This window comes from Streptomyces rubrogriseus (genome assembly GCF_027947575.1).
In the GTDB taxonomy this organism is placed as follows: Bacteria; Actinomycetota; Actinomycetes; order Streptomycetales; family Streptomycetaceae; genus Streptomyces; species Streptomyces rubrogriseus.
On sequence record NZ_CP116256.1, the window covers coordinates 741770 to 756083 of the forward strand.

The 14314-nt window shown below is 71.3% G+C and carries 11 protein-coding genes and 1 tRNA gene; 6 read left to right on the forward strand and 6 right to left on the reverse strand.

Features of this window, described 5'->3' with window-relative positions:
• Positions 1-385 precede the first annotated feature (385 nt).
• On the forward strand, positions 386-1801 hold the full coding sequence (locus tag Sru02f_RS03230; protein ID WP_109034631.1) for an NAD(P)/FAD-dependent oxidoreductase: 1416 nt from the start codon (positions 386-388) through the stop codon (positions 1799-1801).
• 238 nt (positions 1802-2039) lie between these two features.
• A complete protein-coding gene (locus Sru02f_RS03235; protein ID WP_109034629.1) occupies positions 2040-3356 on the forward strand; it encodes an SAM-dependent methyltransferase in 1317 nt (438 codons plus the stop codon).
• A gap of 73 nt (positions 3357-3429) precedes the next feature.
• On the opposite strand, the gene Sru02f_RS03240 is transcribed toward Sru02f_RS03235, so the two are convergent.
• Together Sru02f_RS03240 and Sru02f_RS03245 are read right to left on the reverse strand one after the other, a co-directional pair.
• Positions 3430-5961, reverse strand: a complete 2532-nt coding sequence (locus Sru02f_RS03240) for an ABC transporter permease (protein ID WP_109034627.1) — start codon at positions 5959-5961, stop codon at positions 3430-3432.
• Between the two features lie 108 nt (positions 5962-6069).
• Positions 6070-6840, reverse strand: a complete 771-nt coding sequence (locus tag Sru02f_RS03245) for an ABC transporter ATP-binding protein (RefSeq protein WP_087790666.1) — start codon at positions 6838-6840, stop codon at positions 6070-6072.
• Positions 6841-7299: 459 nt separating this feature from the next.
• On the opposite strand from Sru02f_RS03245, the gene Sru02f_RS03250 reads away from it, so the two are divergent.
• The 3 genes from Sru02f_RS03250 to Sru02f_RS03260 all read left to right on the forward strand — a co-directional run bounded on the left by Sru02f_RS03250 (position 7300) and on the right by Sru02f_RS03260 (position 9843).
• Positions 7300-7386 (forward strand) — tRNA-Leu (locus tag Sru02f_RS03250).
• Between the two features lie 198 nt (positions 7387-7584).
• Positions 7585-8751, forward strand: a complete 1167-nt coding sequence (locus tag Sru02f_RS03255) for a 4-hydroxybenzoate 3-monooxygenase (RefSeq protein ID WP_109034623.1) — start codon at positions 7585-7587, stop codon at positions 8749-8751.
• Between the two features lie 168 nt (positions 8752-8919).
• Entirely contained in the window at positions 8920-9843 is a 924-nt protein-coding gene (locus Sru02f_RS03260; RefSeq protein ID WP_109034621.1) for a Bax inhibitor-1/YccA family protein, read from the forward strand.
• A gap of 71 nt (positions 9844-9914) precedes the next feature.
• Here Sru02f_RS03260 and Sru02f_RS03265 read toward each other — a convergent pair whose 3' ends face one another.
• Entirely contained in the window at positions 9915-10145 is a 231-nt protein-coding gene (locus Sru02f_RS03265; RefSeq protein WP_109034619.1) for a DUF4287 domain-containing protein, read from the reverse strand.
• 133 nt (positions 10146-10278) lie between these two features.
• Between Sru02f_RS03265 and Sru02f_RS03270 the strand changes: the two genes are divergently transcribed.
• Positions 10279-10560 carry a hypothetical protein gene (locus tag Sru02f_RS03270; RefSeq protein ID WP_016326412.1) on the forward strand — a complete coding sequence of 94 codons (282 nt, stop codon included), beginning with the start codon at positions 10279-10281 and terminating at the stop codon, positions 10558-10560.
• A 50-nt stretch (positions 10561-10610) separates the two neighbouring features.
• Here Sru02f_RS03270 and Sru02f_RS03275 read toward each other — a convergent pair whose 3' ends face one another.
• The 3 genes from Sru02f_RS03275 to Sru02f_RS03285 form a co-directional block, all read right to left on the reverse strand.
• The gene (locus Sru02f_RS03275; RefSeq protein ID WP_109034617.1) at positions 10611-11420 is read right to left on the reverse strand and encodes a hypothetical protein; all 810 of its coding nucleotides are present in this window, start codon (positions 11418-11420) and stop codon (positions 10611-10613) included.
• 294 nt (positions 11421-11714) lie between these two features.
• Entirely contained in the window at positions 11715-12935 is a 1221-nt protein-coding gene (locus tag Sru02f_RS03280) for an acetyl-CoA C-acetyltransferase (RefSeq protein WP_109034615.1), read from the reverse strand.
• Positions 12936-13155: 220 nt separating this feature from the next.
• Positions 13156-14178 (reverse strand): SGNH/GDSL hydrolase family protein, encoded by a 1023-nt coding sequence (locus tag Sru02f_RS03285; protein ID WP_109034613.1) that lies wholly within the window; start codon positions 14176-14178, stop codon positions 13156-13158.
• Between the last annotated feature and the right edge of the window lie 136 nt (positions 14179-14314).

Consider the following 14314-nt stretch of genomic DNA (forward strand, 5'->3'; position numbering starts at 1 on the left):
GACGATTGAGCGGGTCCGGGGGGCCTTTCGGGGTCCCTCGGTGACGTCCCGTCGGGAAAGTTCGTGAAGTTCTTCACAAGGAATTGGGCCCCGTCGGACGACGAAAGCGCGCGCGTTGACCCTTTTGGGGTTTCAACTGCCCTTTGAACGTGTTCAGGTCGGTGTCGCGGAGGGGTCCCACGGGGTCCTCGCGGGAGGGTGGTCCACCGCTTCCGAAGCGCGGAGGTGCAGCTCACGCGGCATTGACAACGGGGTCCCCTGCGCGCTGGTTCCTTCGCCCACCATGATCTCCGTCACGTGGGTGGCGGATGGTAGCACAGCACCCACCGAAGCTTGTGAAGGGGCGCACGATCCACCCCCCTCAACCGGGTGGATACTCGATGGCATGAGCACCACGGAGCGTCCCAGGATCCTCGTAGTAGGCGGTGGGTACGTAGGCCTGTACGCAGCTCGACGCATCCAGAAGAAGATGCGTTACGGCGAGGCGACCGTCACCGTCGTCGACCCGCGGTCGTACATGACCTACCAGCCCTTCCTCCCCGAAGCCGCTGCCGGCAGCATCTCCCCGCGGCACGTCGTCGTCCCCCTGCGGCGCGTGCTTCCGAAGGCGGAGGTCCTCACCGGCCGGGTCACCACCATCGACCAGGACCGCAAGGTCGCCACCGTCGCGCCGCTGGTCGGCGAGGCGTACGAGCTGCCCTTCGACTACCTGGTCATCGCGATGGGCGCGGTCTCCCGCACCTTCCCGATCCCCGGCCTCGCCGAGCAGGGCATCGGCATGAAGGGCATCGAGGAGTCCATCGGCCTGCGCAACCACGTCCTGGAGCAGCTGGACAAGGCCGACTCCACCACCGACGAGGAGATCCGCCGCAAGGCGCTCACCTTCGTCTTCGTCGGCGGCGGCTTCGCCGGCGCGGAGACCATCGGTGAGGTCGAGGACATGGCCCGGGACGCGGCCAAGTACTACAACAACGTCTCCCGCGAGGACATGCGCTTCATCCTCGTGGACGCCGCCGACAAGATCCTCCCCGAGGTCGGCCCCAAGCTCGGCCAGTACGGCAAGGAGCACCTCGAGGGCCGCGGCGTCGAGGTCTACCTGTCCACCTCCATGGACTCCTGCGTCGACGGCCACGTGGTGCTGAAGAACGGGCTCGAGGTCGACTCCAACACCATCGTGTGGACGGCCGGCGTCAAGCCCAACCCGGCGCTGGCCCGCTTCGGCCTGCCGCTCGGCCCCCGCGGTCACGTCGACACCCAGGCGACCCTCCAGGTCCAGGGGACCGACTACATCTGGGCCGCGGGCGACAACGCCCAGGTGCCGGACCTCGTCGGCCGCAAGGCGGGCAACGAGAACGCCTGGTGCCCGCCGAACGCCCAGCACGCGCTGCGCCAGGCCAAGGTCCTCGGCGACAACGTGATCTCCGGCATGCGGGGCTTCCCGCAGAAGGAGTACAGCCACGCCAACAAGGGCGCGGTGGCGGGCCTCGGTCTGCACAAGGGCGTCGCGATGATCGTCATGGGCAAGATGAAGATCAAGCTCAAGGGCCGTCTCGCCTGGTACATGCACCGCGGCTACCACGGCATGGCCATGCCGACCTTCAACCGCAAGATCCGCGTCTTCGCGGACTGGACGCTCGGCATGTTCCTCAAGCGCGAGGTCGTCTCCCTCGGCGCGATGGAGACCCCGCGCGAGGAGTTCTACGAGGCCGCCAAGCCGGCCCCGAAGCCCGCCGCGGCGAAGGCCGCCGACGCCAAGCCGGCCGAGAAGGCGGCGGAGAAGACCGAGGCCAAGGCCTCCTGACCCCCGGTCGCTCCCGGCAGTACGCGCAGCAGTAGCAGTCCCTCGAAGGGGCCGTCCGCCATCCGTGGTGCGGACGGCCCCTTCGCGCTGCGCGCGTGCCGCACCCTCGGGGCGACAAATCCGTTGGTGTGTACAGCTATTTTGCCGAGTCGTAACGCGCGCCGGGGACTGTACGGCGGGCTCCCAGGTGTTTACGTGGTGTTGGACATTCCGGGATCGCTCGTCACGGAGGTACGCCATGGCTGACGCCGCGCTGCGGCTGCAGAACCTCTTCGAACAGTTGCTGGGAGCACCACTTCCGGTGCGCATCCGCGCCTGGGACGGTTCGCAGGCGGGGCCGCCGGGCGCGCCGACCCTCGTCGTCCGCAACCGCAGGGCCCTGCGCCGCCTGCTGTTCAAACCGGGTGAACTGGGCCTGGCCCGCGCCTGGGTGGCCGGCGACATCGACATCGACGGAGACCTCTACACCGCCCTCGGGCTGATGGCCGGCCTGATCTGGGAGCGCGGCGAGGACGCCCGCGGCCTGGTCGAGGCGCTCCGCGACCCGGAGGTCAGGGCCGCCGTACGCGGACTGGTGAAGCTCGCCGGGCCGCCGCTGCCGCCCGCCCCGCCGCCCGAGGAGGTCCGCCGGGCCCGCGGCCACCTGCACACCAAGCGCACCGACAAGCGGGCCATCAGCCACCACTACGACGTCGGCAACGACTTCTACGAACTCGTCCTCGGCCCCTCCATGGTCTACTCCTGCGCCTACTGGCCCGCCCCGCCGGCCGAGGGCGGCACCCTGGAGGACGCCCAGCGCGACAAGCTCGAACTCGTCAGCCGCAAGCTGGACCTGAGCCCCGGCCGGCGTCTTCTCGACGTCGGCTGCGGCTGGGGCTCGATGGCGATCCACGCGGCCCGCGAGCACGGGGTGAGCGTCGTCGGCGTGACCCTCTCCCAGGAACAGGCCGCCTACGCCCGCAAGCGCGTCGCCGACGAGGGGCTCACCGACCGGGTGGAGATCCGCGTCCAGGACTACCGGGACGTCGCGGACGGGCCGTACGACGCCATCTCCTCCATCGGCATGGCCGAGCACGTCGGCGCCGAGCGCTACCTGGAGTACGCCACCGACCTGCACAAGCTGCTCAAGCCCGGCGGCCGGCTGCTGAACCACCAGATCGCCCGCCGCCCGCAGCGGGACGAGTCCTCCTACAACGTCGACGAGTTCATCGACGCCTACGTCTTCCCCGACGGCGAACTGGCCCCCGTCGGCACCACCGTCACCCAACTGGAGCGCGCCGGGTTCGAGGTCCGCGACGTGGAGTCGATCCGCGAGCACTACGCGCTCACCCTGCGCCGCTGGGTCGCCAACCTGGAGTCCGACTGGGCGACCGCCGTCCGCCTCGTCAGCCCCGGCCGCGCCCGCGTCTGGCAGCTGTACATGGCCGCCTCCGCGCTCGCCTTCGAACGCAACCGGATCGGCGTCAACCAGGTCCTCGCGGTGAAGACGCCCGACTCGGGCGCCTCCGGACTGCCGCTGCGGGCCCGCGTGTGGGGCGCGCCCGGCCGGGCCTGACCCGCACACAGCCCAAAGGGCCGGGCCCCCGCGCGGGGAGCCCGGCCCTCGGTGTTCCGCGTCGCCGGCGAGATCACTCGGCCTTGATCGCGTTCAGCATGTTCAGCCGGGCGGCGTTGCGGGCCGGCCACAGGGCGGCCAGGACGCCCACCAGACCGGCCAGCACCACGAAGATCCCGATCCGGTCCCAGGGCAGGACCAGCGCGTACCCCGGGATGCTGTCCGCGACGGTCTCGCCGATCGCCCAGCCGAGGAAGGTGCCGAGTGCGATGCCGACCACCGCGCCGAACACCGAGATGACGACGGCCTCCAGCCGCACCATCCGCTTCACCCGGCGCCGGTCCAGACCGATCGCGCGCAGCATGCCGATCTCCTGCTGCCGTTCGAAGACGGACATCGCGAGGGTGTTGACGACGCCGAGGACCGCGATGATCAGGGCCATCGCCAGCAGGCCGTACATGACGTTCAGCAGGGTGTTGATGGCGCCGCCGAACTCGTCGCGGATGTCCTGCCGGTCCATCACGGTGATCGCGGGGTTGTCGCCGAGCGCGTCGACGAGGACCTTCTCGTTCGCCGCGGACTGGCCGCCGTCGACCTTCACGAAGATCTCCCGGATGGACGGCTTCGCCTCGTGCGGGGCCACCACCTTCCGGTCGACGAGGACGGGGGAGAGGAACTCGCTGTCCTTGTAGACGGCGCCGACCGTCAGCGTGGCCTTCTCGTCGTCGTCGAAGGTGACGGGGACGGTGTCGCCGGGCTTCCAGCCCCTGTTCTCGGCCGTCTTCTCGGCGACCGCGATCCGGCCCTGGGCCAGCGAGCCCGCGTCGCCGCTGACGACGTCGACGGTCAGGACCTTCTCGATGTCACCGGGGGTGACCGCCGAGGCGGACACGTAGTCGCCGTCGACCCGGAAGTAGGCGTCCTGCTGCGGCGACACCGCGGACACGCCGTCGGCCTTCTCCAGGGCCGTCAGCGCGGTCCGGTCGAGGTCGCCCCCGTTGGCCATCGAGACCATGTAGTCGGCCCTGATGTTGTCCGTGGTCATCTTGTCGATGGCCGCGCCGACCGTGACACCGAGCACCGACAGACCGGTCACCAGCGTCAGTCCGATCGCCAGCGCCGAGGCGGTGGCGCCGGTGCGGCGCGGGTTGCGGACCGCGTTCTGGCCGGCCAGCTTGCCCGCCACCCCGAAGGGGCCGACGAGCAGCGGACGGACGAGCGCGATCACGGGCCGGGACAGCAGCGGGATGAGGACGATCACGCCGATCAGCGCGAAGAACGCGCCCGCGCCGATGTACATCCGGCCGTCGTCGCCGCCGGCCGAGGCGCCGGCGACGATCCCCGCCGCACCGAGGGCGGTGATGGCGGCGCCGATGGAGTTGCGCACCACCAGCGACTTGGTGGTGGCCACCGCGTGGACGCTGTTCATGGCCGCCACCGGCGGGATCTTCGCGGCCCGGCGGCCGGGCAGCCAGGCGGCGAACACCGTGATCAGCACGCCCACCGCGAACGCCGCGACCACCGGCGTGGCGGACAGCACCAGCGGACCGGCCGGCATCTTCATGTCGAACGCGGCCATGCCGGAGCGCAGTCCGACGGCCAGACCGACGCCGAGGGCGAAGCCGACGGCCGAGGCCACCAGGCCCACCAGCGCGGCCTCGGCGAGCACCGAGCGGGTGATCTGCCTGCGGGACGCGCCGACGGCGCGCATCAGGGCGATCTCCTTGGTGCGCTGGGCGACCAGCATCGTGAAGGTGTTGGAGATCAGGAAGATCCCGACGAAGAGCGCGATGCCCGCGAAGCCGAGCAGGACCTGCTTGAGGTTGCCCATGCCCTGTTCGATCTGGTCGGCCTGCTCGTCGGCGAGTGCCCGGCCGGTCTGGGCCTCGGCGGTGTCCGGCAGCAGCGGCTCGACCGCCTTCAGGATCCGCGCGTCGTCGGCGCCGGGGGCGGCGGCGACGGTGGCGCTCTCGAAGTAGCCGGGCCGCAGGTACTGCTTCTGGGCGACGGCGGTGTCGAAGAGGACGAGGCTGCCGCCCGCGTTGACGGCGCCGTCCTCGGTGGTGAAGACACCGCTGAGGGTGTACTCCTTCACCGGGCCGTTGGTCGCGACGCGCACCCGGTCGCCGACCTCGTACTCGCCCTTGCCGGCGGACTCCTCGTCCAGGGCGATCTGGTCGTCCTGCACCGGGCCGGAGCCGTCGGTGAACGTGTACGCGGCGTCCTTGCCGTCCTTGCCGGGGGCGAAGTTGGAGCCCTTGTTGGACCAGCCGACGCCGATGAGCTTCCCGTCGGGGCCGGCGACCCCGGCGAAGCCCTCCACGCGGCCGTACACCCCGGCGACGCCGTCCACGGCGGAGATCTTGTCGAGGACCTCGTCGGAGAGGGCGTACTCCTCCTTGGGGTTGTCCGAGTCGGCGTACGAGGTGACGGCGACGGCGACGTCCTGGTAGCTCTTCGCCGACTGGTTGCGGAAGGCGTTGGAGAGGGTGTCGGCGAAGACCAGGGTGCCCGACACGAACGCCACGCCGAGCATCACGGCGAGCACGGTCATCAACAGCCTGGCCTTGTGCGCGAAGACGTTGCGCAAGGCGGTACGGAACATGGGGGTCTTCTCTGTCCAGACGTACGGGCGTACGGGGTACGGGGCGGGGGCGGGCCGACGGGGTCGGACGGGAGTGAACGGAAGCGGACGGGGAGCGGACCGGGAGCGTCAGCTGGTGCGGCCCTTGGCGTCGAACCGCTTCATGCGGTCGAGCACCGAGTCGGCCGTCGGCCCGTACAGTTCGTCGACGATGCGTCCGTCCGCGAGGAAGACCACCCGGTCCGCGTAGGCGGCGGCCACCGGGTCGTGGGTCACCATCACCACGGTCTGGCCCAGCTCCCGCACCGAGTTGCGCAGGAAGCCCAGCACCTCGGCGCCGGAACGGGAGTCGAGGTTGCCGGTCGGCTCGTCGCCGAAGATGATCTCCGGGCGGGAGGCCAGCGCCCGTGCCACGGCGACCCGCTGCTGCTGCCCGCCGGAGAGCTGGGCGGGCCGGTGCCCGAGGCGTCCGGACAGCCCGACCATCTGGATCACGGAGTCCACCCACTGCTTGTCCGGCTTGCGGCCCGCGATGTCCATCGGAAGGGTGATGTTCTCCAGCGCCGTCAGCGTCGGCAGCAGGTTGAACGCCTGGAAGATGAAGCCGATCTTGTCCCGGCGCAACTTGGTGAGCTGCTTGTCCTTGAGCGAGCCCAGCTCGGTCTCGCCGATGCGCACCGAGCCGGACGAGAAGGTGTCCAGGCCCGCGACGCAGTGCATCAGCGTGGACTTGCCGGAGCCGGAGGGGCCCATGATCGCGGTGAGCTCGGCCTGCCGGAAGTCGATGGAGACCCGGTCCAGGGCGACCACCTGGGTCTCGCCCTGGCCGTAGATCTTGGAAAGCTCCGTGGCGCGCGCGGCCACGAGGGTGGACCGGTCGGCGATGGGTGCGGTGGTCACGGGAAGGGCGCTCCTGTCGGTACGGCGTGTGCGGTCGGCACGGTGTGTGCCGGGCACGGTGTGTGCCGGGCACGGGGTGTGCGGTCGGCACCGTGTGTGCTCGGGGACGTAGTCCATCGTCCCGGCCGTACGGCGCCCTGTAGTCAGCCGCTGTTCCGGTTCAGGGGGGCGACTTCGGTCGGACGGGCCGGGCCGGTGTCATACCTGCGGATGACGGCCGACCCCGACGGCGGGGCGGGCGAGAACGGGGCGGGCGCCCTTGTCGAGACGGTGAAATCCCGTCATTCCGCATACAGCGCGGGCGGTCGCACGCAAGGCTGTTGGCATGTGCTGTTGGCCTGACCCGGTAACTGATGCTCCCTCAGGCGCCAATAAAATAAGACAACATCGGCCGTCCCGCCCGAGGCCGGGAGGAGCGTCCCGATAGGGTCAAGGCGCGCGAAGCGGAGCCCATGGCCTGCCCGGATGGTGGAATGCAGACACGGCGAGCTTAAACCTCGCTGCCCCTTCGAGGGCGTGCCGGTTCAAGTCCGGCTCCGGGCACCACCACCGACCGCCGCCGTACGCGAGCGTCGGCTGCTCCCGCGTTGATCCCGCCTCCAGTACCCCTCCGCGGACCGTTGACAGCGGTGCGCGTCGGACTGGAAACTCGGCAAGTACTGGTGAAGGAATTTTCACCACGCGAACATTGGCCTCTGCCGCTTGTTCGCGCAAGGCAACGACGCCGATCGAAGGGAACGACCGATGCGCACCACCGTCGGCATCATCGGGGCAGGCCCAGCCGGGCTCCTGCTGGCCCGGCTGCTGCACAACGCCGGGATCGACTCGGTCGTCCTGGAGAGCCGCGACCGTGCCTACGTCGAGCGCAGGCAGCGCGCCGGGATCCTGGAGCAGGGCACGGTGGACGTGCTGCGCGAGGCCGGGGCCGGGGAGCGGATGGACCGGGAGGGACTGCGCCACGACGGCATCGAGCTGAGGTTCGACCGCCGCCGCCACCGCGTCGACTTCCCGGCACTCACCGGCGGCAGGTCCGTCATGGTCTACGCCCAGACCGAGGTCTGCAAGGACCTCATCGCCCTCCAGCTCAAGGAGGGCGGCCCGCTGCTGTTCGAGACCGAGGCGCTGGCGGTGGAGGGCGCCGACACGGACCGGCCGCGCGTCCGCTTCCGGCGCGAGGGCGCCGAGGACGTGCTGGAGTGCGACTACGTCGTCGGCTGCGACGGCTTCTGGGGAGTGGCCCGGAGCGCGGTCCCGGACGGGCGCACCTTCGAGCGGACGTACCCCTTCTCCTGGCTCGGCATCCTCGCCGACGTCGCCCCCTCGCACGACGAACTGGTCTACGCCCGGCACGACCGCGGCTTCGCCCTGCTGTCCATGCGCTCCCCGTCCGTCTCCCGCCTCTACCTCCAGGTCCCCGCGGACACGGACGCCGACGGCTGGAGCGACGAGGAGATCTGGGACGAGCTGGAGCGCCGCTTCGAGACCGACGACTGGAGCCTCCGACGGGGCCCCATCACCCAGAAGTCGGTCACACCGATGCGCTCCTACGTCCACGAGCCCATGCGGCACGGCCGCCTCTTCCTGGCCGGCGACGCCGCGCACATCGTGCCGCCCACCGGAGCCAAGGGCCTCAACCTGGCCGTCGGCGACGTGGTGACCTTCGCGCGTGCGCTGGCCCACCGCACCGCGACCGGCTCCGACGAACTGCTCGACGCCTACTCCGCGACCTGTCTGCGCCGGGTCTGGCAGGCCGAGCGGTTCTCGTACGACATGACGACGCTGCTGCACACCGCCCCGGACGCCACGCCCTTCGAGGACCGGCTCCAGCTGGCCCGCCTCGACCGGATCGCCTCCTCCCGCGCCGCCGAGACCGACCTCGCCGAGGCCTACACCGGGTTCCCGATCGGGTGAGCGCCGCCCGGCGGCCCGCGCGACCCCGGCCGTGAGGGGAATCACTGATCGGCGTAGCGTGTTGAGTCGCAAGGCGAGGGAAAGATCCTCCCCAAGCAGTAGGGTCATTCCTTTGCCGTTCTATTACTCTTGAGCCAAGGCTGCGCCGTGTGGCCATGGAGGAGTGAAATGAGGAGCAGAAACCCGGTCTTCTCGCGACGGGGGTTCAGCCGCGACAACGGCTACGCGGGCTTCAACGCCGCGCCGCAGGCCGGGGGACCCGCCGTCGCCACGCAGGCCAACCCGTACGCGCAGGGCACCCAGGGCAACCCGTACGCCCAGCCGGCCGCCGGCAACCCGTACGCGCAGAACCCGTACGCCCAGCCGGACCAGCAGTTCGGCGCGCCGCCGCAGGCGCCCGCCACCACCGGCCGGATGACGATGGACGACGTCGTCATCCGCACGGCGAGCACGCTCGGCGTGCTCGTGGTGACGGCCGCGCTCGCGTGGGCGCTGCTGCCGGTGGACGACGCCAACATCAGCCGCTCGTACGGCATCGGTATCGGTGCCGCGCTGATCGGCATGGTCCTGGCGCTCGTCCAGTCCTTCAAGCGCAAGCCCACCCCGGCGCTGATCCTGTCCTACGCGGCGTTCGAGGGTGTCTTCCTCGGCGTCGTCTCCAGCGTCGTCGACAACCGCATCGCGGACGGCGCGGCCATGCAGGCCGTGATCGGCACGATGGCGGTCTTCGCCGGTGTGCTGATCGCCTACAAGGCGGGCTGGATCCGCGTCAACCGGCGCTTCTACGGCTTCGTGATGGCGGCCGCGCTCGGCTTCGTCTTCCTGATGATGGTGAACCTGCTGTTCGCCGTCTTCGGCGGCGGTGACGGCCTCGGCTTCCGCAGCGGCGCGCTCGGTGTCGTCTTCGGCATCGTCGGCATCATCCTCGGCGCGTGCTTCCTGGCCCTCGACTTCAAGCAGGTCGAGGACGGGCTCGCCTACGGCGCCCCGCGCGAGGAGGCCTGGTTCGCCGCCTTCGGCCTCACGCTGACGCTGGTCTGGATCTACCTGGAGTTCCTGCGCCTCATCGCGATCCTGAACAGCAACGACTAGCAGGACCGCACAGACGGAAGGGCCCCGGGCTTCGTGCCCGGGGCCCTTCGTCGTCGTCGGGCCGGCGCCGCTCAGCGCAGCTTGCGTGCGGCCCTTCTCAGGTCGTACTCGTGGACGATCGCCTTCGCGTGGCCGTAGGCGAGGTTGTGTTCGTGGCGGAGCCAGCTGACCTTCTCCTCGAAGCGGAAGAGGGCGGGGCCGTCCTCGACGGCGCGCAGCCAGTCGGAGATCTCACGGCCGGTGCACTGGGGGATACGGGCGAGCAGGTTGCGGTGGGTCTCCTCGGAGAAGACTTGGGACATCGGCGCCTCCGGGCGAAAGGGGATGTGAGCCGGTCCTTCAGGTCACCGTGCCTGAGCGTTCGCCCGTTGGCAACAGTCCCGGACGGCCGCGTACGCTCGCGCCGTGGTTGATACGACGCCTTTGACTCGTGCCGTGGACGACTTCGCCGACCGTCTGCGGGCCGCCCCGCAGAGCAGGCTGCAACGCGGCGCCGCCGCCGAGGCGCTCGGCCTGGCCAGGGAGTTGGCCCGGCGCGCCCAGCTCGTGGAGGAACCCGGGGCCGAGCCCCGTGAGATGCCGGACGCGGGCATGTTCGCCGCCGCCGACCAGATCGCCGTCGCCGCACACGACCTGGCCCTCGTCCTGGAGGACGAGGGCCAGGTGGAAGAAGCGGCGGCGCTGGTCGAGGAGGCCCGCAAGCGGGCCGGGGTCTGACGCGACCGGCGGGGCCGGGTCGACCGGCGTGACCGGCTCGACCGGCGCGACTACAGGGACGCGATGACGCGGTCCGCCAGGATGTACACGTTCTCCTCGCCGCACGCGAAGGTCAGCGTGTAGGCACCGGAGATGCCGGAGCCGCCGAGGAGGTACGGCGTCTGGCCCGAGCCGAGCGCCGCGGCCAGGCGCTCCGCGGTCTCGCGGTGGCCCGGGGTCATGCACAGGGTGGTGCCGTCGGCGAAGACGTACACGTCGAGGGTGCCCAGCGGACCCGGACGGACGTCGGCCAGCGCGACGCTCGACTCGGCCAGCCCCTCCAGGGTCGCCACGGTGCGGTCGTGGTCGTTCACGGCCGGGGACGGGTTCGGCACGAAGTCCGGGTGCGAGGGGTGCCGGCGGCGGGCGGCGGCCAGCTCGGCGGACTCCCTGGGACCGGCGTGACCCGCGTCCTGCGCGGACGGCTCGTCGGCGTCCGCGGCCGGCTCGGTCACCGGCTCCAGGCCCACGAGGTCCGCCTGGCGGGGCAGGAACAGCTCACTGTCGGACAGGCCGAGCAGCAGGGGCGCGTCGGACGCGTCCCGGGTCTCCTGGGCGGCCCAGAAGGCGCGCGCCTCGGCGAGCTCCCGCTCGCGCTCCTCGGCGAGCGCCTCCGCGACGGCGGCGCGTATCTCCTCCGCGTCGGCGGTGGTGCGGGCGGCGGGCACCCGGCCCCGCGTGGCGGTGGCCCGGCTCTCGGCCAGCTCGGCGCGCAAGGCGGTCACCTGGCGGCGCAGCACCAGGATGCTGCGCAGGACGGCGACGCCCACGGCGCCGGTGGCGGCCGTGGTGAGCAGCAGGGCGATCGGCATGGCGCTCACTGACGTACTCCCGGTTCAAAGTCGACCCCCGACTTCCTACATCAGCTTGAAGGGAGGACTAACCGTCTGTCAGTGCGTAACGTCACGAAACGGACAGGGCTTTGGGCCCGCGAGGTAGGGGTGGGGTTGGTCTGACCTGCGTAAATCCATGGGGCGGGAGAGGTAGGTCACATCCTGGGGGAGTTTGGGTCACAAAACGGCCCAGAACCCTGGGGTGAACGGGGTTCCGGGCCGAGTCGTCACACTGGGTCCGTGAGGCGCTACTGACGGTCCCTCAGTGCCCTTCGGCGGGGGTCAGCTCAGGCGCTCGATCACCATGGCCATGCCCTGGCCGCCGCCGACGCACATGGTCTCCAGGCCGAACTGCTTGTCGTGCGTCCGGAGGGAGTTGATCAGCGTGCCGGTGATGCGGGCGCCGGTCATGCCGAAGGGGTGGCCGACGGCGATGGCGCCGCCGTTGACGTTCAGCTTCTCCAGCGGGATGCCGAGGTCGCGGTAGGAGGGGATGACCTGCGCGGCGAACGCCTCGTTGATCTCGACCAGGTCGATGTCACCGACGGTCAGTCCGGCGCGGGACAGGGCCTGCTTGCTGGCCTCGACCGGGCCCAGGCCCATGATCTCGGGGGAGAGGCCGGAGACACCGGTGGAGACGATGCGGGCCAGCGGGGTCAGACCCAGCTCGCGGGCCTTGGTGTCGCTCATGATCACGAGGGCGGCGGCGCCGTCGTTGAGCGGGCAGCAGTTGCCGGCGGTGACCAGGCCGTCGGGGCGGAAGACCGGCTTGAGGCCCTGGACGCCCTCCAGGGTGACGCCGGCCCGGGGGCCGTCGTCCTTGCTGACGACCGTGCCGTCGGGCAGGGTCACCGGGGTGATCTCGCGCTCCCAGAAGCCGTTCTTGATGGCTTCCTCGGCGAGGTTCTGGGACCGGACGCCGAACTCGTCCATGTCCTGCCGGGTGATGCCCTTGGCGCGGGCGAGGTTCTCCGCGGTCTGGCCCATCGCGATGTACGGGTCGGGGACGAGGCCGTCCTCGCGCGGGTCGTGCCAGGTGGTGCCCTCCTGCTGGGCGACCTCCGCGGTGCGGGCCTCGGCCTCGGCGAAGAGCGGGTTGCGGGTGTCCGGGAGGCTGTCGGAGTTGCCCTTGGCGAACCGGGAGACCATCTCGACGCCGGCCGAGATGAAGACGTCGCCCTCACCGGCCTTGATGGCGTGCAGGGCCATGCGGGAGGTCTGCAGGGACGAGGAGCAGTACCGGGTGACGGTGCAGCCCGGCAGGTGGTCCATGCCCATCTCGACGGCGACGATCCGGCCGAGGTTGTTGCCCTGCTCGCCGCCGGGCAGGCCGCAGCCGAGCATCAGGTCGTCGATGTCCCGCGGGTCCAGCTCGGGGACCTTGGCGAGGGCCGCCTGGATGATCGTGGCGGCCAGGTCGTCGGGGCGCAGGTCCTTCAGGGAGCCCTTGAAGGCACGGCCGATGGGGGAACGGGCGGCAGAGACGATCACGGCTTCGGGCATCACGGCTCCAGTGGCGAGGCGAGGTAATCAGGCGGCTGCTGGGGAAGTTACCCGGCCGTATGGCCCGGGTCACGGCTATGGGCATGTGACATGGACCGCAACTGTCTAAGCGCTTGCTTTTGCCTCTGGCGGTCAGGCGGCGTACTCGTGCCGGGTGCTGTGGCGGGCGTACCAGGGGGCTGCGCCCCCCAGAACCCCCTCGGCCTGGGCGGACTCGTCCTCAGACGCCGGACGGGCTGGACGGTTCCGCCTCCGACACCCGGCGCCGCCTCCGGCGCTTCAGCAGTGCCCAGGGCCCGCGCGACCCCGTGGGCATCGCGGCAGCCACCTCCGTACCCGCCTCGGACGCCGCCTCCGCCGCCGCGCGCGCCACCGGCAGGAAGCCCTCGCGGCGCAGCGCGTCCGGGTGCTCCTCCTCGGCCGGCCACAGGCCGAGCGCGGCGCACACCGACGGCAGTACCGCCATCGCGGCGGTGGCGTACCCCTCGGCGGAGGGGTGGTAGTTGTCGGGGCCGAAGAGCTCCCGCGGGTTCTGCGCGAACTCCGGGCCCAGCAGGTCGCCCAGCGACACCGTGCGCCCGCCCTGCTCGACGGCGCCGATGGTCTGTGCCGCCGCGAGCTGCCGCGAGGCCCGCCGGGCCAGCCAGCGCAACGGCTGCCGCACCCGCTCGATCGTGCCCAGGTCCGGACAGGTGCCGACCACCACCTCCGCACCGGCCGTGCGCAGCCGCCGTACCGCCGAGGACAGGTGCCGCACCGAGCGGGTCGCCGGCATCCGGTGGGTGACGTCGTTGGCGCCGACCATGATCACGCAGATGTCGGGCACCCGGTCCGGATCCGCGAGCACCAGCGCCACCTGCCGGTCCAGGTCGTCGGAGCAGGCCCCCGGCTGGGCGACCGACCCCAGCCGCACCGGCCGCTCCGCCACCGCCGCGAGCCCGGACGCCAGCAGCGCGCCCGGTGTCTGCCCGGCCCGGTGCACGCCCTGCCCGGCGGCCGTGGAGTCGCCCAGCATCATCAGCCGCAGCGGCGGGTCGCCGGCCGTGGGCAGGGTGCCGCCGTACAGTCCCTGCGCGTTCGGCACCCGGGTCGGCGTGCCCACCCCCACCCGGCGTCTGGCCAGCTGCACCTCCGCCACCACCAGACCGACCGCCGCCGCTCCCGCCAGGCCGATGCCGCCGCCGCCGTACGCCGCGCCGGCCGCGATCCGCCGGGCCACCCGCGCCCTCGACATGCTCGTCATGCGTAGCCGCCACCTCCTCCAACCCGTACACCCACTCCTTGCCCCGTACGGACGGTCGCCCAATCCCAACGCAGGGTGAACGACCGTCACGGGGCACCCGCGGGCCCGCAGGCCATAGGCTGGCCGGACCGATATC